Annotated in this window: 23 protein-coding genes and 3 pseudogenes; 17 read left to right on the top strand and 9 right to left on the bottom strand. The window is 64.5% G+C overall.

Annotated elements, in window-relative coordinates; all coding sequences use genetic code 11:
* Nucleotides 1-450: 450 nt before the first annotated feature.
* Entirely contained in the window at nucleotides 451-747 is a 297-nt protein-coding gene (locus A9977_RS28540) for a helix-turn-helix domain-containing protein (protein ID WP_405054711.1), read from the bottom strand.
* A gap of 401 nt (nucleotides 748-1,148) precedes the next feature.
* The gene (radC, locus tag A9977_RS28535) at nucleotides 1,149-1,679 is read right to left on the bottom strand and encodes a DNA repair protein RadC (protein WP_183028185.1); all 531 of its coding nucleotides are present in this window, start codon (nucleotides 1,677-1,679) and stop codon (nucleotides 1,149-1,151) included.
* 410 nt (nucleotides 1,680-2,089) lie between these two features.
* On the opposite strand from radC, the gene A9977_RS28530 reads away from it, so the two are divergent.
* The 3 genes from A9977_RS28530 (at nucleotide 2,090) to A9977_RS28520 (ending at nucleotide 5,210) form a co-directional block, all read left to right on the top strand.
* Nucleotides 2,090-2,758: a GntR family transcriptional regulator gene (locus tag A9977_RS28530; protein ID WP_183028184.1), complete on the top strand. Its 669-nt coding sequence runs from the start codon at nucleotides 2,090-2,092 to the stop codon at nucleotides 2,756-2,758.
* Nucleotides 2,759-2,850: 92 nt separating this feature from the next.
* Nucleotides 2,851-3,810 (top strand): tripartite tricarboxylate transporter substrate binding protein, encoded by a 960-nt coding sequence (locus A9977_RS28525; RefSeq protein ID WP_183028183.1) that lies wholly within the window; start codon nucleotides 2,851-2,853, stop codon nucleotides 3,808-3,810.
* A 5-nt stretch (nucleotides 3,811-3,815) separates the two neighbouring features.
* On the top strand, nucleotides 3,816-5,210 hold the full coding sequence (locus A9977_RS28520) for an FAD-dependent oxidoreductase (protein ID WP_183028182.1): 1,395 nt from the start codon (nucleotides 3,816-3,818) through the stop codon (nucleotides 5,208-5,210).
* Between the two features lie 244 nt (nucleotides 5,211-5,454).
* Here A9977_RS28520 and A9977_RS28515 read toward each other — a convergent pair whose 3' ends face one another.
* The 3 genes from A9977_RS28515 to A9977_RS28505 all read right to left on the bottom strand — a co-directional run bounded on the left by A9977_RS28515 (nucleotide 5,455) and on the right by A9977_RS28505 (nucleotide 7,876).
* Nucleotides 5,455-5,709, bottom strand: coding sequence for a hypothetical protein (locus A9977_RS28515; RefSeq protein WP_183028181.1), 255 nt, complete (start codon nucleotides 5,707-5,709; stop codon nucleotides 5,455-5,457).
* Between the two features lie 145 nt (nucleotides 5,710-5,854).
* Nucleotides 5,855-7,372 carry a tripartite tricarboxylate transporter permease gene (locus tag A9977_RS28510; protein ID WP_183028180.1) on the bottom strand — a complete coding sequence of 506 codons (1,518 nt, stop codon included), beginning with the start codon at nucleotides 7,370-7,372 and terminating at the stop codon, nucleotides 5,855-5,857.
* 15 nt (nucleotides 7,373-7,387) lie between these two features.
* On the bottom strand, nucleotides 7,388-7,876 hold the full coding sequence (locus A9977_RS28505; RefSeq protein WP_183028179.1) for a tripartite tricarboxylate transporter TctB family protein: 489 nt from the start codon (nucleotides 7,874-7,876) through the stop codon (nucleotides 7,388-7,390).
* Between the two features lie 216 nt (nucleotides 7,877-8,092).
* Here A9977_RS28505 and A9977_RS28500 point away from each other — a divergent pair, with 216 nt between their 5' ends.
* Nucleotides 8,093-8,518, top strand: coding sequence for a MarR family winged helix-turn-helix transcriptional regulator (locus tag A9977_RS28500; protein ID WP_183028178.1), 426 nt, complete (start codon nucleotides 8,093-8,095; stop codon nucleotides 8,516-8,518).
* Between the two features lie 186 nt (nucleotides 8,519-8,704).
* Here A9977_RS28500 and A9977_RS28495 read toward each other — a convergent pair whose 3' ends face one another.
* Nucleotides 8,705-8,977 (bottom strand): DUF3253 domain-containing protein, encoded by a 273-nt coding sequence (locus A9977_RS28495; protein ID WP_183028177.1) that lies wholly within the window; start codon nucleotides 8,975-8,977, stop codon nucleotides 8,705-8,707.
* A gap of 190 nt (nucleotides 8,978-9,167) precedes the next feature.
* Between A9977_RS28495 and A9977_RS28490 the strand changes: the two genes are divergently transcribed.
* The 3 genes from A9977_RS28490 to A9977_RS28480 all read left to right on the top strand — a co-directional run bounded on the left by A9977_RS28490 (nucleotide 9,168) and on the right by A9977_RS28480 (nucleotide 12,792).
* Nucleotides 9,168-10,145: a PA2169 family four-helix-bundle protein gene (locus A9977_RS28490; RefSeq protein ID WP_183028176.1), complete on the top strand. Its 978-nt coding sequence runs from the start codon at nucleotides 9,168-9,170 to the stop codon at nucleotides 10,143-10,145.
* 1,204 nt (nucleotides 10,146-11,349) lie between these two features.
* Nucleotides 11,350-11,664 (top strand): UBP-type zinc finger domain-containing protein, encoded by a 315-nt coding sequence (locus tag A9977_RS28485; protein WP_183028175.1) that lies wholly within the window; start codon nucleotides 11,350-11,352, stop codon nucleotides 11,662-11,664.
* Between the two features lie 918 nt (nucleotides 11,665-12,582).
* A complete protein-coding gene (locus tag A9977_RS28480; protein ID WP_183028174.1) occupies nucleotides 12,583-12,792 on the top strand; it encodes a hypothetical protein in 210 nt (69 codons plus the stop codon).
* Between the two features lie 506 nt (nucleotides 12,793-13,298).
* Here the strand turns inward: A9977_RS28480 and A9977_RS34510 are convergent.
* On the bottom strand, nucleotides 13,299-13,433 hold the full coding sequence (locus A9977_RS34510; protein ID WP_259652195.1) for a hypothetical protein: 135 nt from the start codon (nucleotides 13,431-13,433) through the stop codon (nucleotides 13,299-13,301).
* A 538-nt stretch (nucleotides 13,434-13,971) separates the two neighbouring features.
* Between A9977_RS34510 and A9977_RS28475 the strand changes: the two genes are divergently transcribed.
* From A9977_RS28475 to A9977_RS28435, 9 genes and pseudogenes are all read left to right on the top strand, one after another.
* A complete protein-coding gene (locus tag A9977_RS28475; RefSeq protein ID WP_310936217.1) occupies nucleotides 13,972-14,313 on the top strand; it encodes a BCCT family transporter in 342 nt (113 codons plus the stop codon).
* A gap of 12 nt (nucleotides 14,314-14,325) precedes the next feature.
* Nucleotides 14,326-15,027: a MarC family protein gene (locus A9977_RS28470; protein WP_183028172.1), complete on the top strand. Its 702-nt coding sequence runs from the start codon at nucleotides 14,326-14,328 to the stop codon at nucleotides 15,025-15,027.
* A 55-nt stretch (nucleotides 15,028-15,082) separates the two neighbouring features.
* On the top strand, nucleotides 15,083-15,511 hold the full coding sequence (locus A9977_RS28465) for a transcriptional repressor (protein WP_310936216.1): 429 nt from the start codon (nucleotides 15,083-15,085) through the stop codon (nucleotides 15,509-15,511).
* A gap of 28 nt (nucleotides 15,512-15,539) precedes the next feature.
* Nucleotides 15,540-15,683, top strand: a pseudogene (locus A9977_RS28460) (GTP-binding protein); the annotation flags it as partial.
* Between the two features lie 37 nt (nucleotides 15,684-15,720).
* Complete coding sequence (locus A9977_RS28455; protein ID WP_183028171.1) at nucleotides 15,721-16,098, top strand: hypothetical protein; 378 nt, start codon at nucleotides 15,721-15,723, stop codon at nucleotides 16,096-16,098.
* A 135-nt stretch (nucleotides 16,099-16,233) separates the two neighbouring features.
* On the top strand, nucleotides 16,234-18,396 hold the full coding sequence (locus A9977_RS28450; RefSeq protein WP_183028170.1) for a TonB-dependent siderophore receptor: 2,163 nt from the start codon (nucleotides 16,234-16,236) through the stop codon (nucleotides 18,394-18,396).
* 28 nt (nucleotides 18,397-18,424) lie between these two features.
* Nucleotides 18,425-19,183 (top strand): ABC transporter ATP-binding protein, encoded by a 759-nt coding sequence (locus A9977_RS28445; protein WP_183028169.1) that lies wholly within the window; start codon nucleotides 18,425-18,427, stop codon nucleotides 19,181-19,183.
* The gene (locus A9977_RS28440) at nucleotides 19,180-20,607 is read left to right on the top strand and encodes a DUF3526 domain-containing protein (protein WP_183028168.1); all 1,428 of its coding nucleotides are present in this window, start codon (nucleotides 19,180-19,182) and stop codon (nucleotides 20,605-20,607) included. The genes A9977_RS28445 and A9977_RS28440 overlap by 4 nt, the downstream gene beginning before the upstream one ends.
* Nucleotides 20,604-21,962, top strand: coding sequence for a DUF3526 domain-containing protein (locus tag A9977_RS28435; protein WP_183028167.1), 1,359 nt, complete (start codon nucleotides 20,604-20,606; stop codon nucleotides 21,960-21,962). The genes A9977_RS28440 and A9977_RS28435 overlap by 4 nt, the downstream gene beginning before the upstream one ends.
* Before the next feature lie 163 nt (nucleotides 21,963-22,125).
* On the opposite strand, the pseudogene A9977_RS28430 reads toward A9977_RS28435, so the two are convergent.
* Both A9977_RS28430 and A9977_RS28425 read right to left on the bottom strand, forming a co-directional pair.
* Nucleotides 22,126-22,338 (bottom strand): annotated as a pseudogene (locus A9977_RS28430) (DUF3363 domain-containing protein); the annotation flags it as partial.
* A 39-nt stretch (nucleotides 22,339-22,377) separates the two neighbouring features.
* Nucleotides 22,378-23,621: pseudogene (locus tag A9977_RS28425) on the bottom strand (IS3 family transposase).
* A 339-nt stretch (nucleotides 23,622-23,960) separates the two neighbouring features.
* On the opposite strand from A9977_RS28425, the gene A9977_RS34505 reads away from it, so the two are divergent.
* Entirely contained in the window at nucleotides 23,961-24,446 is a 486-nt protein-coding gene (locus A9977_RS34505; protein WP_259652194.1) for a hypothetical protein, read from the top strand.
* Nucleotides 24,447-24,463 lie beyond the last annotated feature (17 nt).

The following is a 24,463-nucleotide window of genomic DNA, read 5'->3' as shown; positions in this document are numbered from 1 at the left end:
GCCCCGACCGGCTGTCAGACCAGGGTTGGGTCAGGCGGCGTGACCGCGCTGGCAACTCGGAGGGTGAACGATATGGCTGCATGACTTGCGCTCCAGTCGTTGATCAGGCGCCGGCCTGCCGGACAGCCGACGCCGCCGCCGCGGCGAGGGGAAAGGCGAACGCTCTCGGCGAGATTTGATGCAGCGTCTCGCTCGAATGCGTAAGCTCTTGCGAGACGCCGCGCTGGCTGCCGCCCGAATGCGCCTGCTTCGGCCCACTCGAGCATTCCATGGCCGCCGCAAGGGCCCGGCGATCCGCATCCAGCACTGGGGCAGCGTGAACGATCGGAATGACGGCTCACCGAGAGCGCGAACCATTCGCCAGGCACCTCTTCGGCCGCGCAGAGCGAGCGGCAAGTGGCGACAGCGCGCGACCGGGGTGGCGGAATGGCGTGCAGCCGCCCGTGCGATTCAGCGCACGCTCGCGCGCTGGGGGTTGCCCGGGTCCGAGGTCATGCCGAGGATGCGGGTGTCCGCCCAGGCGCGCAGGTCGACCACGGTGTAGACGACGCGTGCGCCGAGCTTGCGGAATCGCGGTCCGCCGCCGTTCACCCGCAACTTCTCCAGGGTGCGCGGCGACAGCCGCAGAAAGGCACCCGCCTCCAGGGTGTTCATGAACGCCGTGTCGGCTGCCAGGGCCGGCGCAGCCAGAGGCTGCGTTGCCGGTCGCGCATTCAAGCTGTACGGATAGCGGTCTTCGATGGCCATGCCTGACTCCTGAGTCGTGGTTGTCGAACATGTCGACTGCACCTGCAGCCGACGGCAGGCCGGCGCCAGCCTGCATTCGCAGCGCGGCGTCGCTTGCCAGGCCGGGAAGAGGGCGATTCTTCGGCGGGCGACGTCGCGTCAGCTCGCAATGCATCGAAGCTGGCGTCCGGTTCCTCGCTTGTATCCCCTGAGATGCACCACCACCACTAGCAAAAAGAGGAGGTGGGCTGGCGCTGGGTGCGTCGGTGCGCTGGCCATTCAGTTGAATGCATGGCCGCGAGATCCTCACCGCTCGATGGCGTCCAGAGGGGCCAGGGATGGCCCCATGGTCCCGGGAAGGCCGCGCGACGGCCCTGCGGGCCCCGGGGGCCCGGAGCCTGCTCGCATCTCATGCCGCACGTCTACAGCAGCCCTTGCTCGGCCATCGACGTGAGGGTGTCGCCACCGATGATCAGGTGGTCCAGCACCCGGACATCGACCAGCGCGAGCGCGGTGCGCAAGGTCTGCGTGAGGATCTCGTCGGCCCTCGAGGGTGTCGTCGAACCGCTGGGATGGTTGTGCACCAGCAGCAGGGCACTCGCATTGCGTGCCAGGGCCTCCTTGACCACTTCGCGTGGATAGACCGACGTCTGCGTCAGCGTGCCGCGGAACATCTCCACGTAGTCGATCACGCGGTGCTGCGCATCCAGGTGCACCACCGCAAAGACTTCATGCGCCAGCGAACCCAGTCGCATCCCCAGAAACGCCCGCACGTCCGCCGGCGATGTCAGCGCGTCGCCATCGCGCAGCCGTGCACGCAGCAGCCCTTGTGCGGCCTGCAGCACTTCCTCAGGGCTGGCGGGCCGGTACTGGCCGGCAAGGTCCTGCACCAGCAGGGCAGGGCACGTCGTGCATGAAAGAGACGCCAGCGACGAAACAAGATCTTGAGACATGGTGAACTCCGGTGATCGGGCGGGATTGCCCGAGACCGTGAGCAGCACGGCGCAGCGCAGCTGTCAGGGTTCGTCAGACGGCTGAAGGCCGCAAGCGCACAGCGTGCGCGCAGACCTTGACTGCGAGAACGCAGTGCTACGGTAAAGGGAACAGCAAGCCGCCCCACCCCCCCGTCGCATCCTTCTCGGCAAGCGCAGCGCGCAGGCCCGCTGCCGCGGGCCGCAGGCGTCAGCGATGGAAGCCCGAAGGGGCAGGACACCGCAGGTGGCCTGATGCGCAGCACGCACAGCGCGGCCCGGCCTAGCCGGTCGACGCACGAAAGTCTTGGTGCAAACCCGAGCCTGTGTTGACAGGAAAGGACCCGGCGCTGCACACTGTGGACGTTGTGTATACACAGAGAATCCAGAGTATGACGATCAAGACCTCAGGCCTCACGCCCCGTGCCTACAGCCAGTTGCGCGAGGAGATCGTGCAGGGGCTGCTGCAGGAAGGAGAGGCGCTGTACGAGATCCATCTGGCGGAGCGGCTCGGCATGAGCCGCACGCCGATCCGCGAGGCGATGAAATTACTGACGCGGGATGGCTACCTCGAGGAGCTGCCCTCGCGCGGCTATGCCGTGCCACGCCGTTCGCTGGACGACCTGCGCGAGTTCTTCGAGCTGCGTGAAGTGCTGGAGGCGAGCGCCACGCGGTACGCAGCGTTGCGCGCGACCTCGGAGGAGATTGCGGAGCTCGAGCGTCTGTGCCTTCGTTACGAGTGCGAGACCGACGACGCGACCTGGGTGCAGCTCGGCCATGACTTCCACAGCGTCCTGATCAAGGCCGCCAAGAATTCGCGGCTCAAGACGATGCTGGATTCGCTCAATGCGCAGATCGTGATCTCGCGGCGCACGGTGGCCCAGGCCGACCCGGTGCGCCGACTTGCGGCGGTACGCGATCACCGCGCCATCTTCGAGGCCGTGAAGGCGCGCGACGAGGTGCGTGCACAGGCGCTGGCCGCGGAGCACGTCAGAAGGTCCTATCAAACCACGCTGCGGGCCCACGTGCCCACAGCCTTTGCCAACCAGAAGGCGGCCTGAGCCGCCCACTCCGAGGCGGTCGTCCCGAGGGACGCTGCCGTTCCTGACGAGGGCCGCCGGCATGGCGGCCGAAAAATGTAGGAGACAAAACCATGAAGCGAATTGCCCTCGCTGCGGCCGCCGCATGGGCGTTGTGCATGGCTGCACACGCCGATGAGTACCCCAGCAAGCCCATCAAGATCATCGTTCCCTATCCGGGAGGCCAAGCCTCCGACACCATCACGCGGCTGGTCGGCGAGCGTCTCGGCAAGGCGCTGGGCCAGCCGGTGGTGGTCGACAACCGTCCTGGCGCCGGCGGCAACATCGGCACCGACATCGGAGCCAAATCGGCCCCCGACGGCTACACGCTGACCATCGCCACGGCGGCGCTGCCGATCAGCAAGCATGTCTACCGCAAGCTGCCCTTCGATCCGGCCAAGGATTTCGTGCCCGTCACGCTGATGACCATGACGCCGCTGGTGCTGGTCACGCGCCCCAGCCTGCCGGTCAAAGATGTCGCGGGCCTGGTCGCGCTGGCGAAGAAGGAGCCAGGCAAGGTCACTTTCGCGTCGTCGGGGCTGGGCACCTCGCACCAGCTGTCGGGTGAGCTCTTCAAGTCGCTCGCGGGCGTCGACATGCTGCATGTGCCGTACAAGGGCAGCCCGCCGGCGCACGTCGACCTGATGGGCGGCTCGGTCGACATCATGTTCGACAACATCGTGCCCGTCGCCCCGCACATCAAGAGCGGCAAGCTCCAGGCACTGGCCGTGACGAGCAAGACGCGCGCCGCCGCGCTGCCCGACGTGCCGACGATGGCCGAGGCCGGCTACCCCAACTTCGAAGCCACCGCGTGGTTCGGCCTGCTCGCGCCGGCGGGCACGCCGCAGCTGATCGTCGATCGGCTCAACAAGGAACTGGTCGCCGTCCTGAAGTCGCCCGACATCAGGGACCGGCTGGCCGGAATGGGGGCCACGGTGGTGGCCGACACGCCCGAGGAGTTCGGCCGCTTCATGGCCGATGAGATCAACAAGTGGGGCCCGGTCGTCAAGCGGGCCCATATCGAACTGGAATGAACAGCATGAACACCCATACGACTTTCATCACCGAACCCGCACGCGAGATCCCCCTGCTGATGGAGACCGACGTGATCGTCGTCGGCGGCGGCACCACCGGCCCCTTCGCGGCCATCTCGGCCGCGCGGCAGGGCAAGCGCGTGGTCATGATCGAGCGCTTCGGCTCGCTCGGCGGCAACCTCACGCTGGGCCTGAACACCAAGCCTTCCGGCGCGCTGGTCGGCGGACTTCCGCTGGAAATATGGAACCTCGCACGCTCGGTGGGTGGCGCGGGTGACGACTACATGGCCGTGGTCAAGACCGGCGGCGTGAAGATCGCGTCGCCCTGCGACCCAGAGATGATGAAGATGCTGCTGACCCGCCTGTGTGCGGAGGCCGGTGTGCAAATCCTCTTCGAGACGGTGGTGTCGAGCCCGGTGATGGAGGGCGACACGGTCAAGGGTGTGATTGTGGAGAGCAAGACCGGCCGCCAGTTCATCGCCGGCAAGGTGGTGATCGATTGCTCGGCCGATGCCGACATGGCGGTGCGCGCCGGCGCGCCCTTTGTCATGGGCGCCGGGGGCGAGGCGGAGGTGATGCAGCCGGTCTCGATGTACTTCACGATGGACCGCGTCGATCTGGTGCGACTGGCCGACTGGGCGGCGACGACCGAGGACGTTCCCGCGCGTGCCATTCCGAAGACCGTAGAGGGCCTGAACTACGGCCTGTGGCTCACCGGCTTCAACCAGTCGCTGCGCCAGTGGCAGGAGAAGACCGGCGTCCAGCTGCAACGCGACAACATCACGCTGAAGACCGCGGACGGCCGGATGTACGTGAACGGAACCCGCGTGACGGGCGTGAACGTATTCGATCCGGTGCAGTTCACGAATGCCGTGCTGGAGTGCTATCGCCAGATCGAGGGCGTTGCGCGCTACCTGCGCGAGAGCATCCCTGGCTTCGAGAACGCTCGCATCGAGGCCATCGCGCCGGTGCTGGGCGTGCGCGAGACGCGCCACATCATTGGCGAATACACGCTCAGCGGCAAGGACTCGATCGAGGGCACGCACTTCGACGACAGCATCGCAGCCGACGCCTCCGCGCTGGACATCCACGACCCGAAGGGCGCGGACGTCGACTTCCAGGGATTGCGTCCCTACGAGATTCCCTACCGCACGCTGCTGCCCAACGGCGTCGAGCAGATGCTGGTGGCGGGCCGCTGCATCTCGGCCGACCACGATGCCCACGCACGCTCGCGCAACATGCCGGCCTGCATGGCAACGGGTCAGGCTGCCGGCGTGGCCGCGGCGGTGGCGATCGACCAGGGCGTGAACGTGCGCCGGGTCGACGTCGCGAAGGTGCAGGAGAAGCTCCGTGCGCTCGGCATGCCGTTGCATGGGGAAGAGGTCAAGGGGACGATGTAGGCCTCCCGGCCGTCCGGCGCGAGGGCTCCCCCGCCCGTTGACCGTCAGGTCCGCCGCGCCGGCTGCGGTGTCGTATGGCCCCGACGCCGTGGGTCGGCGACGTGGGCGTTTCAATGCCGACGCTGTGTCTCCTGGATGGCAAGTTGTGCATCGGCTGCAGGTCTTCTGTTCCAACTGCACCCCGACTTCTGAGCAACCGTCCTCGCAATCAAGCAGGCTGGGTCGGATCGTCCCAGCGGTTGCATCACCTTGCGAGGGCGTTGCGTGTCGTCAGCAGCGTGCGCATGGTCGCGACAAGGGCGACCTTCTTGCGCTTGCCCGTTTTGACCAAGCGTTCGCAGAAGGCCTTGACGACCGGGCTCTGGTGTACTGCGACGGGCGTGGCCACGCAGCGCGTCTTGCGCACATCGGCGCGCCCGCCCCGGATGCGCGTCGCCGCCTGCCCATGGAGGGCGGGCTGACCTGGAGTGGCCAGCGCGATCGATACAGAGACTGGCATCTCTTTGGGCCGTGGCAACGCGATCGTTGCACTAGCGGGGAGGCCACCGAGTGCTGCACCGAGCACTCAGGGATGGCATCGACCCGTTGGGGCTCGCCCTTCAGCGGGCCGCGTGGGCCGCTGGGGCTGCCGTTGCACTCAGACGTCAGACGTCTTCCACAAACGCCTCCTCGCGCTTGGATCGGATCGAGGGAAGCAGGACGATGGCCATGAGCAGCAACGCGGCAATCAGCAGCCCCAGCGAGATGGGCCGGGTGAAGAAGACACTCCAGTCGCCGCGCGACAGCAGGAGCGCGCGGCGCAGGTTCTCCTCCATCATCGGGCCCAGGATCAGCCCGAGCAGCAGCGGTGCGGGCTCGCATCCCAGCTTGATGAACGCATAGCCCACCACACCGAAGATCGCCACGAGCCAGATGTCGAAGACGTTGTTGTTCGTCGAGTAGACGCCGATGGCGCAGAACAGCACGATGGCCGGGAACAGCCAGCGGTAGGGAATCGTCAGCAGCTTGATCCACAGGCCGATCAGCGGCAGATTCAGGATCACCAGCATCAGGTTGCCGATCCACATCGAGGCGATCAGCCCCCAGAAGAGTTCGGGGTTGCTGGTCATGACCTGCGGGCCGGGCTGGATGTTGTGGATGGTCATCGCGCCCACCATCAGCGCCATCACGGGGTTCGGTGGAATGCCCAGGGTGAGCATGGGGATGAAGGACGTCTGCGCACCGGCATTGTTGGCCGCCTCGGGACCTGCCACGCCGCGGATGTTCCCCTTGCCGAAGGGCACCTCGCCGGGCTTGAGCTTGATCTTCTTCTCGAGCGTGTAGGCCGCAAAGGCCGAGAGCAGGGCGCCACCGCCCGGCAGGATGCCCAGGGAGGAGCCCAGCGCCGTGCCGCGCAGCACGGCGGGCAGCATGCGCTTGAAGTCTTCCTTGGTCGGCATCAGGCCCTCGACCTTGGCCGTGAAGACCTCGCGCTCCTCTTCGGGACGCGCGAGGTTGGCGATGATTTCGCCGTACCCGAACACGCCCATCGCAATGGCAATGAAGCCCAGTCCGTCGGTGAGCTCGGGAATGTCGAAGCTGTAGCGTGCGACGCCGGAGTTGACGTCTGTCCCGACCAGACCCAGCAGCAGGCCCAGCAGGATCATGCAGATGGCCTTGAGCAACGAGCCCGAGGCGAGCACCACGGCGCCGATGAGGCCCAGGACCATCAGCGAGAAGTACTCCGCCGGTCCGAACTTGAAGGCAATTTCCGTCAGCGGCGGCGCGAACGCCGCGAGGATCAGGGTGCCCACGCAGCCAGCGAAGAACGAGCCCAGGCCCGCCGCGGCCAGTGCCGGCCCGCCGCGGCCCTGCTTGGCCATCTGGTGGCCGTCGATCACCGTCACGACCGACGAGGATTCGCCCGGAAGGTTCACCAGGATGGCCGTGGTCGACCCGCCGTACTGGGAGCCGTAGTAGATGCCCGCGAGCATGATGAGTGCGGCCACGGGCGGCAGCGCGTAGGTCGCGGGCAGCAGCATGGCGATGGTGGCCGTCGGACCGATGCCCGGGAGGACGCCGATCAGCGTGCCCAGCAGACAGCCGATGAAAGCGTAGGCGAGGTTCTGCAGCGTCACCGCGGTGGCGAAGCCGAGCGAGAGGTTGTTGATCAGATCAGTCATGGATGCTCGCTCGGCTCAGCCGCTGATGAAGGTCGGCCAGACCTGAAACTGAAGCTTCAAGCCGATGATGAAGGTCAGGTAGCTGCCGATGGCCAGCACGGTGGCCAGGATCAGCGACAGCCGCATGGAGAAGTTCGCGCCAGCCATGCAGGCCACGACGACCAGGGCGTAGATCGCGATCACGAGTCCCATGGCCGGCAGGCCGATGCTTCGCAGGCCCGCCAGCAGGATGCCGAACAGCACGTTGGCACCGATGATGAAACCCAGTGGCTTCCACGCGATCGCGCCCACCTTCTCGCCGTCGGCAGTGGTCCCCTTGAGCGAAAGGGCCATGACCACCAGACCCAGCACGGCCAGGAGTGCGCCAAGGATGAAGGGGAAGTAGCCCGGTCCCATCCGTGCGGCGCTTCCGACGTTGTAGCCGGTGGCGCCGAACGAGAACGCGGCGCCCACGATGGTGAACATGAGGCCTGAGAAGAAGTTCCTCTGGCTTTTGATCTGCATAGGCAATCTCTCTTGAAAGGGTTCGGTGAGCCCTCGTCTGCATCGGCGTGTCGCGATGGGAGGGCGGCGTGAAGTACGGCGCAGGTCAGGCTGCGGTCAGATACATCATGGTATGAGTATAAATATGTCACGTTATGAGTAAAAACCCCATGAGGGAGATCACGCTGCCTGCAGCGCTGATACATTCGTTGCGACGCTTACTGTTCGGTCAGACCTATGCCCAAAAAAAACGATCACGTCGATAAGCTGCATCTGGAGGCGCTCTCGGACTTCAGGTACCGGCTGCGCACGTTTCTGCGCTTCAGCGAAAACGCGGCCCGGGGGGAAGGAATCACGGTTCTCCAGTACCAGCTGCTGCTGCACACACAAGGTTTCCCGGGGCGGGAGTGGGCTTCGGTGAGTGAACTCGCAGAGCGCCTTCAGGCGCAGGCGCATGGGGTGGTTGCGCTGGTCACGCGTTGCGAGGAGGCGGGGCTTGTCAAGCGCAAGGAAAGCACCGCAGATCGCAGATCAGTGGAAGTGCATCTGTTGCCCGCCGGCCGCAAGAAACTCGACGTCCTCGCCGCGAGGCACATCAGTCATGTCGCAGATCTGGCGAAGGTCGTGGCCGTTGTGAGCAGCACGCAGCTGCGGGAAATGTAGGCATTGGGGCTTGAAGGCCCCGAAGCCTCCAACGTCGCGATGCAAAGCTCCTGCGTCGTATGCCAAGCACCGTTACTGTGTCCATACCAAGTGACGAGCCGACGCGGCCCGACGATGGCATCCCGTGCCTTCGAAGACTGCGCGCTGACGAGCGAGCAGCGCAAGTCCACCGATCATTCGGCGGTCCTACCCCGACGATCTCTTGCCAGCGCGCAGGCTGCGCAGCCGGATCGGGCCCCCGAGAGCCAGTGGGTCCACAACCGCTTGGCCACGGGTCACTTGCAACTCGCCGGCAGCCACCAGCGTCGCGGCAACACGCCTGATCTCCGGCATCAACGCTCGCCAGCTCGCCTCATCGCACGCCAGCGCACGTGCCACATCCGAGGGACAAATCGAAGCCGACGCCGGGCGAGCCTCCAGCAAGGTGCGGATCGTGTCGATGATCTTCCGGTCGTTCATTGCGAGAGACGACTTTAGCCGTGTACAAGTGCCTGGGCGGCCCTGAGCCAGACACGTCCGGCGACAGTGGATGACTACGTCGACGTGCTCGCCAGTACCACAAGTGCGCCGTGCGACGGATGTCATCGTCGTCTCTCCGCTCTTCGAAGAAGAGCTTCATTGCCTTCATGAGGCGTTCCAGGAGACAGACATGGCAACAGACGACGGCAAACTCGGCAACGGCGAACCCAATCGCGACCCTATCACCGGCGCGCCTGGCGCGCATCCGGTGGGCACGGGCCTGGGCGCCACGGGCGGCGCATTGGCCGGTGCCGCAGCGGGCTCACTGGCCGGGCCGGTCGGGACGGTGGTGGGCCTGGTGGCCGGCGCGGTGGTCGGCGGGCTTGGCGGGAAGGCCGCGGCGGAGGGCGTCAACCCGACAATGGAAGAGGCCTACTGGCGCGAGAACTATGCCAAGGAAAGCTACGTCGAAGCCGGCAGATCCTACGACGACTATGCGCCGGCCTACGAGATGGGCTGGGTGGGGCGCGCACAGCGCGGTACCGATTTCGAGGCCGAGGAAGCCGCGCTGGCGACCGAATGGGAATCTCGTCGCGGTGGCTCAAACCTCGGCTGGGAAGAGGCCCGTCCGGCCGCTCGGGCGGCGTGGGAGCGGGCGGACGACACCTACTACGATAAGCAGGCCAACGGCAGTGACATCGTCAGCCATGAGGACCTGTCCGACGAAGACGTGGTGGACATCCTGAACGACCTGCTCGAGAACGCACGCGACGGCGAGTACGGATTCCGCACGTGCGCCGATGCGGTCGAAAGCGCTGACGCCAAGGAACTGTTCCTGAATCGGGCCGAAGGCTGCCGACAGGCCGGGGAGGAACTGATTGCCCTGCTTCGGCACTACGGCGGGGGGCCGGCGTCAGGCGGGACAGCCGTCGGCGTGATGCATCGCGGCTGGGTGCAACTCAAGGGTGGGGTTGGCGCCAACAGCGAGCTCTCGATTCTGGAGTCATGCGAACGCGGTGAGGACACCGGCGTGGCCCGCTACCGCAAGGCCCTCAAGCAGAGTCTGCCGGCGGATGTTCGAGCGGTGGTCCAGAAGCAGGCTGACGGCGCTCAGCGCAATCACGACCAGATCAGGGATCTGCGCAAGGCTGCACGGCAGCGGGGATAGGCGTAGACGTGCCCTCCTTGCGGGCGGGCGGCCTGCCAGGGTGCCCGCTTCAATGGCCTTGGGGCGGCGTTTCGTGACGCCTGGGCATCTCTCCGAAAGTTTCGCCGCCGGTGCATCCTCGAGCCACGATTCGTGGTTGGGGACGCGCTGCACACCGGGCCCCATTGCGGAGGCGTCCGTGAAAATGGGGCACCAAGGGATGGAAGTGTTCACTACCGAGGAACCTGCGAGCTGCGCTCACTGGTTCGGCGCGCAAGAATTTGTCCCCAATGTGTGCGCTCAAACGGTGAGCACTCTGTGCGAGCGAGCATGGCTGCGGATCGGAGCGTCTAGCCGCATAGTTATCCCCAAAGTTATGCACCGGGCCGGTGGAAAGCAGGAAACAGGGCTGCGACGGCGCCCAGTCTGTCGTCGCGGCTGCATCTCACGCGGCAAGCTGACCACAATTCCCGCAAGTGCGCGCCCGCGTTTCGAGTTCGGGGCGCTGGCGAGAGACGCCATCCGCATCCGACTCGAGGTCCCGGATGGCCTTGTGCGATGTCTCGGCTTTCGGGAGGGCGGCGATAGGCTGTTGTGGGTCCTCGCGGCTCAAGGCGTTGCCGACTGCTCAGTCGGCGGTTCCAACGCCGCAGCCTTGGCCGAGCTTCTCCTAGGCGAAAGCGCGACGCGACGCCTTGGTGGAGCATGCACTCGCCTTCGCGCCGTCCATGGGGCTGGGGCCCGAGGGCGTCCGGATAGACGAACCCATCAGGCTAGCGCACGCTGCCGGGCGGCGGCAGGCAGCCCCTGCGGCCGAAGCGCCGCTAGAGCGTGTCCACATCTTGGCGAACGCGTTCCTCGCCCCTGAGCGCCTACAGGCTGTGCCGCGGACCATAAAAGAGAACCGAGAGAACCGGCCGGGACAGCCCGGCGCAGGGTGCGAGGAGAGGGCGTGGGGAATGATCCGACAGCCGTCCAGGGTGATCGCATTGTCGGAATTTGTGCCCAAAGGCTCGACGCCTGGGAAAGAGCGATCATTCGCGATGCAGGCCGGCACTGGCGCCGAGACGTTCGGCCTTCCGCCTGGAACCAGCGTTCCTAGTGCTCACGCCATCAACACTACCTGTCATGGCGTCGTCGAGCGTGTAGCGTTCGCCATGGGCGGAGGCAAGCAGGCCCTCACGCTCGCGCCACCGAAATCTGACCACTTCATGAGGAGCACCGAATGAGCAAGATCAAGCAATGCACGCATGCCGAGGCCATCCACCATGTGGTGCCCAGCGCCAAGGGCTGCGAGGAGTGCCTGAAGACCGGCAGCCCTTGGGTCCATCTGCGGCTGTGCCGCACCTGTGGCCATGTGGGATGCTGCGACGATTCACCAAACCGCCATGCGCGCGCTCACTTTCAGGAGTCGGCGCATCCGATCATCGAAGGCTACGATCCGCCCGAAGGCTGGGGTTGGTGCTTCGTCGACCGCGTGGTAATCGATCTGGGCGAGGACACGACGCCCCAGATCGGGCCGATCCCCCGGTTTGTCTGATGCAGCTGCAACTCAAGCCCTCTCTGAATTTGCAGTCGGATCTCGGCCTGCGAGATGTAGCGGCGTGCACGGACGCCCGTGTCGTTCTTCAAGATGCAATCGCGCTATGGCAAGAAGCTGTCGCCCAATGGGCAAAGGCCTCGTTCCAGGAGTGTCCGCGATCAGGTTCTTTCGGCTGGGGGACACGAATTGATCGATCCCTCCCGCAAAGCGCCAAGCCCTTGGCACCTGGTCGTGTTTGCTTGGATCTTTGATTCTGATTCTGATTCTGCGAGGGTGCGCTTGCTGGGCCAGCGCGGGCTCGTCCGCTTTGGGCCGATGCCGCCAAGTCACCTGTGGCAGGATGCGGCCGTAAAGCGGACCTCCGAAGACGCTGGCGCCTTGCCTCTGACAACCCTCGCTGTACCACCCTGCTTAAGGCTAGCGAGATCGGCCTGTTCCGATGCACCCAGCGCACAACGAGCGCTTGCCTACAGTCATCAAGGCGGATGCGCGCCAACCCCAATAAGGTCAGCGCTGCTGCTTAGCCTACACCGGTACCGGGCGCCGCGGCGTTCGCGTCACTACGGCCCCCCGCGCGCGCCAACCCGAGAACCCGCGAGCCGGACCACATCTCTATGCCGCGCATCGCGACATACCTGCCGTACCGACCTTCGGCCCACCCAACACTGCTGTCATCCATTGAGGCCTCAGCGCCGGCACAGAACCCGATGGGGGCCACGATTCCCACCATGCGAAAGTCCGTGTAAGAAAAAGGATCTACAACACAAACATTTAAAACATCCGAACACTTCCGATACAAATGGAAATAGCCAAAGTTGCTCTTTAGTCCTTTGGGCCTTGGCTATATTGAAGCGAGGGCGGCTAGCACCCGTTCGCTATTAACTAAGTAACCCACGACATGGAGGAAACTGCCGGATGAAGTTTGTGATCGGACCATTGGCTGGAGGTGAAGGCTTCCAGTGGCGACTGCTCGACGAGGAGGGCGCCCTCCTCGCACGAAGCCCCAACCCTTTCTCAAGCCTTGAAGAAGCCGAGAAAGAGGTGATCAACCTTCAAAGGGGAGCCAGCACTGCCCTGATGAAACTCGACGATGGACTGCTCACCCGCATACCTATCAAAAACTGAGCGAGATCGGTTACGCGCTTCCCGCCACCCGTTCCTGGGCACCGTTTACCTCGACGACGGCGCTGACATACCGGGCCGCTCGAGGTCGCCGCCCGAATCCGGGCCTTCGTGGCAACAGCGGAGTGCTCCCTGCTTGAACCGCGCGCGCCGGCTCCTGATGGCCGACAAGCGCGAGACCGTCGTGCCCGCCGAGAAGTTCGTGCTTGATGACTGACGCGAGTCGGCCAAGGACGACAGCAACGAAGCGTTGCTTCACGGCTGCGGCACGACTGGCTGCGCCCTAGAGCGTATTGGAACGGCCGCGTTGGGCTCATTCGCGACGGCGTCGCGAGCGGCTACACCGGGCCAGGACCGGACTCAGGATCGACCAAGACTGATCCGCCGGACGCAGGCGCAATCAAAGGGACTCACGCAAACGCTGCCAATCAGTCTTGACCCGCAGCGAGCCGTCAGCCGCGTGGCACGAGCAACGGACAGGCTTCGTCCCAGGCCGTTGCTGCCCAAGATCAGAAGCGGTTGACTAAGCCGAAAATCGTCGACCAAGCCAGCTCAAGCAGAGCCCACGCGGAAGAAAACCCTCTCATCACAAGAAACAACATGCCACCAACAATCACTAAAACGATGAAGTGCAAGGCCTTCATACGATGAATTCCTCTGAAAGCGCACGGCGAATGTGTGCCGCAAACCTGCAGGATAAGCTGGGTGGCGCAGGTCATTCGGAGGATCAAAGTCCAAGGCTAGCTAACGTACCCGAACGTGACGAGGATCCGTGGCAGGATTGGGCCAGCCGAACCTTCGACTCCTCCTTCCAGTTTGGATGCATCAACCTTGAGCGCTATCAAGTCCTTCGCTTTCTGGCCGTCGCCATCCGCGCTGATCCTGTCCTGCTTGAGCCGCACCAAGCTCGACATCCAGGCCGGGGGGCCTGCAGGGCGTGACGGTGGAGGAATCGAGCAAGGGAAGCAGTAATGGCAAACATTGGATTCATCGAGGCCCGACGAGGCAACCGTTGGCGCGCGCTGAGCGCGCTTTTCGCGGCCTGGATTCACGCCACAACGGTGCTGGGGAGAACTACGGATGCTCTGAGCACGACAGCGTGCGGCTACATGACGGCCGAGAGTTCTTCGCATTTGCGATTCCGAACCAGCATGATCCAAGCCTTTTCGCTCGGTGGTCGTTGTGTTCTTCGTGACCTCGGGCAACTCCGCCGTGTTTGTGCTGGGCATGATGAGCACCGGCGTTAACGATAATCCCAGCGCGCGCGTGAAGTTCGCCTGGGGCGTGCTGATCTCGGGCATCGCCATCAGTCTGCTGCTGGCCTGCTGGCCTGCTGGCCTGCGGGCTCAAGTCGGCTCAGACCGCGACCATCGTCGTCGCATGCCTCTTGTGGGCGTGATCGTGCTGATGGCCATCGCGCTGTGGCGCGGCCTGCGCGAAGACCACGAAGAAGAGAAGCGCCGCGAGTGCGCGCTGCGTCGGCGCGTGCGCGAGTTCGTCGACCACACACCCCCCACACCCTGACACAGGAACGCAGTGACACTTGAACTTCTGGGCGCCTTCGGCAAGAGCTTTCTCTTCGTCATTGCCGCTCTGTTGCCGATCCTGAACCCGGCCGCCACGGCGCCCATCTTCCTGGGCCTGACCGAGGGTGCATCCCCGGCCACGCGCGCGCTGCTGGCGCGCCGCATCGCACGCAACATGTTCTGGCTGTTGCTGGGCGCGATGCTGGTCGGCTCCTACGTGCTGGAGTTCTTCGGCATCTCTCTGCCCATCGTGCGCGTGGGCGGCGGCATGTTCGTGGCGGCCACGGCCTGGCGACTACTCACCGCCACGCAAGCCACAGTAGACAGCCGCACCGAGCTGGCCGAGAGCTTCACGCCCGACATGGCGCGGCGCCAGGCCTTCTATCCGCTCACCTTCCCGGTCAGTTGCGGACCCGGCTCGATCGCAGCCGCCATCACGGTTGGTGTGTCGCTGGCCGACGCGCGGCTGTCGCTGTCACTGGCGCGGATGGGCGGCGGCGTGCTGGCGCTGCTGACCGTCGGCGTGCTGCTGTACCTGGCCTTTCGCTACGCGCAGCGACTGCTCAAGCCGCTCGGCGAGGCGGGCTCGGTGATCTTCCTGCGGCTGTCGGCTTTCATCCTGCTGTGCCTGGGCGTGCAGATCGTCTGGGACGGCGTGTATGAACTGGGCGTGGGGATGCTGCGCGACGGGATGCTGCCGCTGAAATCTTGAGCGAAAGAGAGCTCTTGTTCTGAAAAAGGAAGCTGCCGCGCCTTTGCAGCGAGGCATGCGGCAGCGAACTGTCATTCGCGCGGTTGTGACCGATTCGTCGCTCCCGCTGCTTCCGCTTGCAATCCAAGAGCGCGCGCAGCACACGGTGCCCGGCTTCGGGCTGGCGACCGTTTACTGCGACCTCAAGTTGTTGGTCAAGGATTGGATGTTCGCCTGGTCGAACTGCCTGGCGAGGCGCCGCGATTCGAAACTGCCCACCACGGACACCACCATCATTTCCAGTGGCGCTCGTGGAAGTGTTTTCGATGTCCACCAGTGCCTGGGCGATTTCGCGGCCCTCGCTCCCCGTGGGTTCAAAGTGGAGTCACACGAGATCACGTTGTACGGTCTTTGCGCCGACTTCGGCAAGGGCCTCGCCGCTTCGCCTAGCAAACGGGAAAAAAGAAGAAACACGCCCCGACGTAGCAGCCATCATATGGTCTAATTGATAATATAATATCAATTAAAAATTCATGAAACGCCTTCCCGTGACCGTGCTGTGCGGCTTCCGTGGCGCCGGCAAAACCACCTTGCTCGACCACATCCTGAACAATCGTGAGGGCCGCCAAGTCGCAGTGATCGTCAACGACATGAGCGAGGTCAACATCGACGCAGCGCGCCCTAGTCTGCGCGTCTCTCGCGGTTGAGACACGGATGATCCGCGCCTCCAGCCTGCCCATGTCTTCCTTCCTGCTTCGACTTCTGCTCCTGGCCGTGTTCTTCAACACGGCCGTCGGCATGCCGATGCACGATGCGAAGCACCTGCAACAGGTCGGGCCGGACGTTGTCCAGGCAGGGAATTCGTCAACCGACAAGGACATCCTGGCCTCGGAGCAAGGCGAAGAAGTACGCGATGTGTGTGCCTGGTGCCAAGCCTTCGGACAGCAGGCCACCGCGCTGCCCATGGCTGCGGTTTCGCTGGCCGAAAGGTCCGACCACACGGCCCGGCGATCGCCTCCGGTCCCGGCGGCTTTCGTGCCGAGTACCGGCCCTTGGTGCTTCGCCGCGCGCGATCCCCCGACCTTGAGCTGACGCCTGCCGCACCGGCGGGTTCACCCCCATCTTTCTTCGAGCTGTCCGACGCCCACGGGCATCGGCAGCGCATCCGCCTTTGTGCCATGCCGCGCCTGTGATCGCGCGCCGGGACCGTCCATCGACTGCTTTTTCATGACCTCCATCCACTCGACGGGCACACGTGCTCCTGCGTTCGGCCTGCCTCCGCTCGCCATCGCCATCTCAGCCCTGCTTGCGGGGCCGGCCTTCTCCCAGACATCGATGGCGCGAGCCGACGCCACCTTGTCGACCATCGAGGTCGTCGGCCGAACGGAATCCGGCGCCTATCACTCGGATGAAGCGGCAGGGGCCAAGACCAACCTTCCGCTGCGCGAACTGCCGCAGTCTGTTCGCATCGTCACGCGCCAGGCCATAGACGACCTGGGAGCTACCAAGCTCGACGACGTGCTGGACTACGTGGGCGGTGTCTCTCGTCAGAACAACTTCGGCGGCCTCTGGGACAACATCGCGATCCGTGGCCTGCCCGGGAACGAAAACACCGGCATGGCGACGCTGCTCAACGGCTTTTCGTCCAACCGCGGTTTCAATGCACCGCGCGATCTGGCCGGCGTCGAGCGAATCGAGTTCCTGAAAGGAACGGCCGCCGCGCTCTACGGCAGCAGCGAGCCCGGCGGCACGCTCAACATCGTCTCGAAGAGCCCGCAGTGGAAAGCGGCCAATGCGGTGGAAGGCTATGTGGGCAGCTACGGCCAGAAGCGCGGCGCTTTCGACAGCACGGGCCCCGTCGGCGACAACTTCGCGTATCGCCTGAACGTGGCGGTCGAGGACCGCGACAGCTTTCGTGACTACATCGGCGCCAAACGGCAAGTCATCGCACCCGCATTCACCTGGAAGCTAGGGCGCGACACGCTGCTGGAATACACCGGCGAGTACCTGCGCCATCAGACGCCACTGGACCGCGGCGTTGTCGCGGTCAACAACAGCCTGGGTGCGATTGCGCGCACACGCTTCCTCGGCGAACCTGCTGATGGCGATGTGACGGTACAGAACCAGACGCATCAGTTCATTCTTTCCCACGAATGGAATTCGACCTGGCGCAGCCGGTTGGGCTTGTCCTGGCGCGGAACTTCCGTGAACGGCTTCTCCACTGAAGCAACCGCGCTTCAGTCCAATGGCGACTTGACGCGCCAGCGCCGGTTCCGCAACTACGACTCCGACGACATTGCGCTGCAGGCGGAGTTGCAAGGCAACGTCAACACCGGATCCATCGAACACGAATTGCTCTTCGGTGTCGAGAGCTTCCGCTTCAAGATGGACACGCTGATGCTGCGCGTCAACCCCACCGGCCCACGGCCTTACGCCATCAACGTCTTTAACCCGGTCTATGGGCAACTTCAGCCTGTTCCGACGCCTAACACCGACACGGTTGAGCACCAGCGGGATACGGCGATCTATCTCCAAGACGCTATCAAGCTGGCACCCGGATGGCGCCTGGTTGCAGGCGTGCGAGTCGACAACTACAGCCAGTCTCTGCTCAACCGGAAAACGAACGTCACAGCCAATCAGGAACCATCCGCGACCTCGCCACGCATCGGCGTCAGCTGGCTGCCGACGGAACAATGGACTCTATTCGCCAACGCAGGCCGCTCGTTCCGACTCAACGTCGGCTCCGATTTCGCGGCCGCCGCGTTCGCGCCGGAAAACGGGCGATCGCTGGAACTCGGCACCAAATGGGAAAGCGCGGACCGTCGCATAGGTGCAACCGCAGCGCTCTTCGACATCCGCAAGCGCGACGTGCTGACCGCTGACCCGGTCAACACCGGCTACTCGATCTCTGCGGGAGAGATTCGCAGCCGGGGCCTCGAGATCGACTTCGCCGGACAGGTCACGAAGCACTGGCGGCTCAACGCCAGCCTTGTGGTCAACGACGTGGAAATCGCTAAAGACAATACGCTTGAAGTCGGTGGCCAACTTCTCAACGTGCCGCGCGTTAACGGCAGCGTGCTCGCCGTTTATGAAGATGCACTAGCCAATGGCCAGCGCTACGGCATCGGCGGCGGCGTGACGCACGTGGGCAAGCGCCTCGGCCAGGCCCGCACGCAGGCCGAAGCCAATGCCAACGCAGCCGCCTTCGACCTGCCGTCTTACACCACCGCGAAGCTGGTTGCGTACTGGCGCCTGACTCCGGCACTGCGCCTGACGCTGGACGTGGACAACCTGTTCGACAAAACCTACTACACCAGTTCCTACAGCCGCGTGTGGGTGACGCCGGGCAGCCCGCGCGCCATCACCGTCGGCCTGCAGGCCAAGTTCTGAGCCCTACAGCCATGAAGTCTTCCATCTCATGACGCGGATCACCCCCACGCGCGATCCCGCGTTGCCGCCCGCGCTCGAAGCCTCCAGCGTTGTGGCCGGCTTCGGTTCGCGAACTATCCTGAACGGGCTCGACCTGATCGTCGAGCGCGGCGAAATCTACGCGCTGCTTGGAGGCAACGGCGCCGGCAAGACCACAACGTTGAGCCTCTTCCTCGGCTTCGTGGAGCCCGCTTCCGGACGGGTCCGCGTAAACGGCTCAGACTGTGTCGCCGATCCCGCGGCGGCGCGGCGCCAGCTGGCTTACATCCCCGAGAACGTCGCGCTTTACGAGCACCTGAGTGCCCGCGAGAACGTCGCCTATTTGCTCGATCTGGCAGGCCAGCCGCAGGCCGAGCAAGGGATTGACGACGCCCTGGCAATGGCCGGGCTCGACAGAGCTGCGCACGGTCAGCGGGTGTCAGGCTTCTCGAAAGGCATGCGCCAGAAGGTGTCGATTGCATTGGCGCTCGCTCGCAGGGTGCCGGTGCTGCTGCTGGACGAACCGACCTCGGGGCTGGACCCGCATGCGACCACGGAGTTCAGCCGGCTGCTGCGCCTGCTGCGGGCTCAGGGGGTCTCAATCCTGATGGTCACACACGACCTGCTTGGCGCGGCCGACGTAGCCGACCGCATCGGTTTCATCGGCGGCGGAAAGCTGTTGGCGGAAGTCGCGGCTTCTGCGAGCGCTGAGCGCTTCGACGTGCGGGCACTGCACCGTCGCTACGCCGGCCAGGAGTCGACAACATGAGCCCGACCCTGCGCATTGCGCGCGAAGAATGGCGGCTGCTGCGTCGCGACCGCGTGGCCGTGCTGGGCCTCTCCCTGCTGCTGCTTCTCGCCGCTGTGGCCACGTTCACGTCATGGGACAACCGACGTGCGACGGCCGAAGCGCGGGCGCACCATCAGGCACAGGTCGACCATGAGTTCGAAGCCCAGCCCGACCGACACCCGCATCGCATGGTTCATTACGGGCATTTCGTTTTTAGGCCTCTGAATCCGCTGGCGGCTTTCGATTCCGGCGTAGACCCCTACACCGGCCACACGCTGTTTCTCGAAGGGCATCGTCAGAACAGCGCAAACTTCGGCGACGTGCGGCAGTCTTCGTTGCTGCTGCGCTTCGGCCAGCTGACGCCCGCATTCGTCTTACAGGTGCTGTCCCCGCTGCTGCTGATTTTCATCGGGCATGCCTCGGTGACGCGCGAGCAGGAGCGCGGCACCTTGCGCATGTTGCTGGCGCAAGGCGTGAGGCCTCGGCAGATCCTGACCGGCAAGCTGCTTGCGCTCGGCGCCATCGCCGCGCTAGTCCTGCTTCCGGCCTTCGCGGCGCTTGGCTGGATGTCCACGGAGACGCCGGATTCCGGCGTTCTTGCCGCAGCATTGAGCGCCGGCTACGCGGTGTGGATGTTGATCTGGCTCATCGGCATCGTCGCTGCATCGGCGCTCTTCCGACGCGGACGCGATGCGCTCGTCGCCTTGCTCGCGGCATGGGCTATCGGCGTTATCCTCCTGCCGCGGCTCGCGCCCGAAATCGTGGCCTCCGTCCATGCGCTGCCGACGCGCCTGGAGACCGACATCGCCGTGGCCCGCGACCTCGCTGCTCTGGGCGACGGCCACAACTCCAACGACCCGTACTTCGCCAACTTCAAGAAGAAGATCCTCGCGTCGTATGGCGTCTCGCGCATCGAGGATTTGCCGGTCAACTATAAAGGCCTGGTCGGCATGGAAGGTGAGCGCCTCACAAGCGAGCTATTCGCGCGCTACACCAACGACGCCTTCGCGCGCCAGCAGGCGCAACTGCGGCGAGTCGACAGCTTCGCGCTACTCAGCCCGGCCCTTGCGCTGCGGCGCATTTCGATGTCTCTTTCCGGCACCGACCTGCTCAGCTATCAACGCTTCGCGGAAGCCGGCGAGCAGCATCGCTACAACCTGGTGCAGACGCTCAACCGCATGCAGGCCGAGAAACTCAGCTTCGCCGGTGATCGCTCCAGCCGCGACAACCGCATCGATCGCCAGCACTGGCATGGCGTCGCCGACTTTCATTTCGAAGCGGCGCCGAGTTCGCAGCCATTGCGGCAGGCCACGCCGGGCGCGATCGTTTTGCTTGCGTGGCTCGCGGCCCTGACTGGGTTGCTTGCGCTCGCCACCCGCCGTCTCGGGAGAGCCGCAAGATGAGCTGGCTCGGTCATGAATGGCGCCTTCTTTCGCGCTCGCGGTTGGCGCTCGCGGCGCTGGCCTTACTGCTGGTGCTGTCCGCGCTCGCAGTGATTTCGGGTACATGCGAAGTCGCGCGTGAGCACGCAACCATTGCTCGCGTGGCCGCTTTGCAACAAGAGGAGCTGGATGCGCAGGCACGCAAGTACGTGCAAGGCGCTGACGCGGGCTCGGCGGCGTACTACACATTCCAGACCACATGGGATCCGCCTTCAAGTGCAGCTTTTCTTGCGATCGGCCTGCGCGACGTATCGCCCTATGTACTGCGCGTGCGCGCGCTGGCGTTGCAGGCGCAGCTGCACGAAGGTGAGAGCTTCAATCCGGAACTCGCGCTTGCGGGGCGCTTTGACTTCGCTTTCGTGCTCGTTTATCTCGCGCCGCTGTTCATCGTGGCGTTGCTGCATGACCTGGTATCGGGGGAGCGCCAAGCCGGCCGGCTGAGCACCTTGCTGGCGATGCCGAGTGCCGCGCCGAGGCTCTGGCTGCGTCGCGCAGGCTTGCGAGCGGGTCTGGTCTTCGCGGGGTTGGTGCTACCTGTGCTAGTGGGCGCACTGGCCAATGGCATGACATGGATGGCGCTGGCCACAACATTGCTGAGCACGGCTGCCTATCTGGCGTTCTGGACAGGACTGGCGCTCGTCGTGGTCACGCGCGGCGGCAGTTCAGTGGCCAATGCCACGGCGCTGATGGGCTGCTGGGCCGTGCTGACGCTCATCGTGCCGACCCTCGCCAACGCTGCGCTGGCGCGCGCGGTCCCGGTGGGGGAAGGCGTCGAACTGATGCTGGCGCAGCGCCAGACGGTCCATGCCGCGTGGGATCTGCCGCGGGAGGACACGATGGCGAGGTTCTTCCGCACGCACCCGCAATGGCAAGACACAGCGCCCTTGCCAGCTGGATTTCACTGGAAGTGGTACTACGCGTTCCAACAACTCGGCGACGAGAGCGTGGCGCCGCAGGTTGCGGCCTATCGTCAAGGATTGCTCACGCGCCAGCGCTGGACGGAGCGCTTGGGGTGGTTGCTGCCAGGCGTCGGCGTGCAGGCGGCGCTGCACCGACAGGCGGCAACGGATCTGCAAGCGCAACTCGCCTACCAGGATCGAATCTCGGCGTTTCATGCTCGGCTGCGCAGCTTTTACTACACTTTTCTCTTCAAAGAGCTGCGTTTCGGCTCGGAGGATTTTGCGAGACAGCCGCGCTTCGAGCCCGGGGTGACGGAGTCCGTATCGCCGGTACAGCAAATGCTCGGTTTGGGACTGTGGGCCGCGCTCGGTCTGCTGTTCGGTCGCACCGCCGTCCGGCGGGTCAGGCTCGGTTGATAAGGTGTTTAGAAAGCGCTGGATTGAGCTGATTGCTAGCTCAAGGGTGACGACGTTTGTGGCGGGAGGCGCGAGCACCGGCGGCCCCCCGTGATGGCCCGGTAGGCGTAGAAGTACTTGAGCGTGTTCTGTGCGAGGTCATTCAGGCTCCTTTGCCTGCAAGTTATCGGTCTATGCCTAGTTGACGACCAAGCTCCCTTTGAATTGCCTTCCCGCCGGAATGTACTGCTACCCGTTGCCCCAAGCTTCGCTCCAAAGCGGGACGCCAGGACACGAGGCTAAAGCCCATTCCATCGTCGAGCACGGCAAATCGGCCGACCGAGAGTTGGACGGAAGTGCGGTAGATGCCGCGTTCTGTCTCTCCCTTTGGGAGTTTCCGATAGGGTGATCTTGCCCCCGTATTTCAGGACACGGGCTATTCGCAATGTAGCGCCTGCTCGATCTGAGCAAGACGCTGTTGGGCAGCGCGATGCTGCCTGAACTCCCTGGGTGATTTCATCTTCAATGCCGAGTGCGGGCGCACCTCATTGAAGTGCTCGAAGGCCGCGGCCATCTGCGCCATCACCGTTTTCGCATTGGCGAGGTCCATGCGGCTGACGTAGTCGCGCTTGAAGGTGTTGACGAAGCTCTCAGCCATGCCGTTGCTCTGCGGGCTGCACACAGGCGTGTTCACTGGCTTCAGGCCCAGTTGTCGAGCGATCTGCCGGGTATCGGCCGCGATGTACGCGCCCCCGTTGTCCGAGAGGAATTCCAAGGCGTGGGTACTGGGAACACCCTCGACGCCGCCGAAGCGCTTCTCCACGGCCTCGATGAGCATTTCGCGCACCGGCTCGCCCGGCAGCCCTTTGCCCTCCCATGCCCGATAGGCCAGGATCTCGCGGTCGCAGCAGTCCTTGGTGAAGGTCGCGGTCACGGTCTGCCCCGAATCACACTTGATCTCGAAGCCGTCCGAGCACCAGCGCATGTCGCTGTGCGCGACGGCTACCTTGCCTTCATGGGGCCGGCTGGACTGGCGCCGTCTCGGCGCCTTCGGTAGCAGCAATGCATGAGCCGCCATCACGCGGTAGATGCGCTTGGCGTTCACTCGCGGCGCACCGGTGGTGGCTCGATGCCGGTTCACCAATGCGCAGGCACGCCGGTAGCCATAGGTCGGCAACTCGATGATCTGGGCCTTAATCTCGTCGAGCAAGGCCACGTCGCTTACAGGCGCCGTGCGTCGTGTCCGGGCGTCGATTCAGGACTCGGGGCGAGCTTGCAAGCGATGAATGTTCGAGCGCGCCAACCCCAGGGCCTGGCAGACGGCCTTCACTGGCCGTCCCCGGCCAGCAAGGGCGAGCGCGCAATCCACTTTTTTTCTGCAGCGTACTCCACGGCTTCCTTGAGGATCTCGTTCTCTAGCGTCTTCTTGCCAAGCACGCGCTGTAGCTTGACGATCTCGGCACGAGCGGCTGCCAGTTCCGAAGCCGGCACCACAGCCTCGCCCGCCGATACAGCCGTCAGCGCCCCTTGCCGCTCCAGCTTGCGCCACTGGAACAGCAGGCTGGCGGCAACGCCTTCCTGGCGTGCGACGAGCGACACGCTCATGCCAGGTTCGTAGCTTCGACGAACCAGCGCGGCCTTCTCTGCAAGGGACCAGCGCCTGCGGCGCTGGTCCCTCATGATCACTTCGACGGTATCCGTATTCCTAGTCGTACTCACAGTCCTACTCCTATCTTTAAAGATAAGCGATAGATCGTGTCCTGTCATTCAAGGGGCCAGCTCATACCATCCTTGACTGGTGCGCCCCATCTCTTTTAGCGCATACCTCCCAAGCGGGTCTGCGGGTCAGGTCAGATGCTTCCCGCCGCCTGCGCATCATGCAACGACGGCCTTCGTTAGACAATTACGTTCAGACTGCGGCGCTAGCCGCTGTAGTGCTGCAACCGAGCCGCAAGAGCTCTTACCTGAGCGGCGAGCCTCGCGCTTTTGCGGCGCGAAGCACTGCGCCCCACTCAGGCGATGGCGGTCGTCGACGCGTCGGACAAAGGCGCCGGCGCGACCGACAGCTTGACGGCCGAGATCTTCTCCACGGTCGATGCAGGCTTCGCCGTCTTGGATGCCGGTATTGACTTCTTCGCGGGCGACGACTTCTTCCCAGCAGGTTGCTTGACAGGTTTCGCCGTAGCGACCTTCTTGACAGGCGACTTCTTGGAGGTAGCCTTTGTCGGCGTTACGGGCAACGCGGCTGGTTTCTTGGCTGCGGGCTTCTTAGCAGCTGACGTCTTTGCGGTCGTCGTGGCGGATGCAGCAGGGCTCGACGGCTTGGAGACCGCCTTCGAAGGCGGCACCGGCTTGCTGGCGGCCCGCCCGGATACAGAGAACTTTACAGCGACCTTCTTCGCGGCAACCTTTCTGGCGAAAATCTTCTTTACGGGGAGTGCTGCTACGGCCGGCAACGCTGCAGGCGCCTGCCTCGTGCCCGTCAAGAAGCTCTCGATAGGGTGACCCGCAGCAATTGCGCT

This window comes from Variovorax sp. UMC13, assembly GCF_014170375.1.
GTDB lineage: Bacteria > Pseudomonadota > Gammaproteobacteria > Burkholderiales > Burkholderiaceae_C > Variovorax.
The sequence above is the reverse complement of the archived record's forward strand: the minus strand, read 5'-3'. Positions and strand labels throughout refer to the sequence as shown.

Coding starts and splice junctions, on each gene's coding strand:
- A9977_RS28455 (WP_183028171.1), top strand. CDS start 15,721: ATGATCCGCGCCTCCAGCCTGCCCATGTCTTCCTTCCTGCTTCGACTT.
- A9977_RS28445 (WP_183028169.1), top strand. CDS start 18,425: ATGACGCGGATCACCCCCACGCGCGATCCCGCGTTGCCGCCCGCGCTC.
- A9977_RS28530 (WP_183028184.1), top strand. CDS start 2,090: ATGACGATCAAGACCTCAGGCCTCACGCCCCGTGCCTACAGCCAGTTG.
- radC (WP_183028185.1), bottom strand. CDS start 1,679: ATGTCTCAAGATCTTGTTTCGTCGCTGGCGTCTCTTTCATGCACGACG.
- A9977_RS28520 (WP_183028182.1), top strand. CDS start 3,816: ATGAACACCCATACGACTTTCATCACCGAACCCGCACGCGAGATCCCC.
- A9977_RS28540 (WP_405054711.1), bottom strand. CDS start 747: ATGGCCATCGAAGACCGCTATCCGTACAGCTTGAATGCGCGACCGGCA.
- A9977_RS28525 (WP_183028183.1), top strand. CDS start 2,851: ATGAAGCGAATTGCCCTCGCTGCGGCCGCCGCATGGGCGTTGTGCATG.
- A9977_RS28495 (WP_183028177.1), bottom strand. CDS start 8,977: ATGAACGACCGGAAGATCATCGACACGATCCGCACCTTGCTGGAGGCT.
- A9977_RS28480 (WP_183028174.1), top strand. CDS start 12,583: ATGAAGTTTGTGATCGGACCATTGGCTGGAGGTGAAGGCTTCCAGTGG.
- A9977_RS28510 (WP_183028180.1), bottom strand. CDS start 7,372: ATGACTGATCTGATCAACAACCTCTCGCTCGGCTTCGCCACCGCGGTG.
- A9977_RS28450 (WP_183028170.1), top strand. CDS start 16,234: ATGACCTCCATCCACTCGACGGGCACACGTGCTCCTGCGTTCGGCCTG.
- A9977_RS34505 (WP_259652194.1), top strand. CDS start 23,961: ATGGCGGTCGTCGACGCGTCGGACAAAGGCGCCGGCGCGACCGACAGC.
- A9977_RS28500 (WP_183028178.1), top strand. CDS start 8,093: ATGCCCAAAAAAAACGATCACGTCGATAAGCTGCATCTGGAGGCGCTC.
- A9977_RS28465 (WP_310936216.1), top strand. CDS start 15,083: ATGCGGCAGCGAACTGTCATTCGCGCGGTTGTGACCGATTCGTCGCTC.
- A9977_RS28515 (WP_183028181.1), bottom strand. CDS start 5,709: ATGCCAGTCTCTGTATCGATCGCGCTGGCCACTCCAGGTCAGCCCGCC.
- A9977_RS28505 (WP_183028179.1), bottom strand. CDS start 7,876: ATGCAGATCAAAAGCCAGAGGAACTTCTTCTCAGGCCTCATGTTCACC.
- A9977_RS34510 (WP_259652195.1), bottom strand. CDS start 13,433: ATGAAGGCCTTGCACTTCATCGTTTTAGTGATTGTTGGTGGCATGTTG.
- A9977_RS28490 (WP_183028176.1), top strand. CDS start 9,168: ATGGCAACAGACGACGGCAAACTCGGCAACGGCGAACCCAATCGCGAC.
- A9977_RS28435 (WP_183028167.1), top strand. CDS start 20,604: ATGAGCTGGCTCGGTCATGAATGGCGCCTTCTTTCGCGCTCGCGGTTG.
- A9977_RS28485 (WP_183028175.1), top strand. CDS start 11,350: ATGAGCAAGATCAAGCAATGCACGCATGCCGAGGCCATCCACCATGTG.
- A9977_RS28440 (WP_183028168.1), top strand. CDS start 19,180: ATGAGCCCGACCCTGCGCATTGCGCGCGAAGAATGGCGGCTGCTGCGT.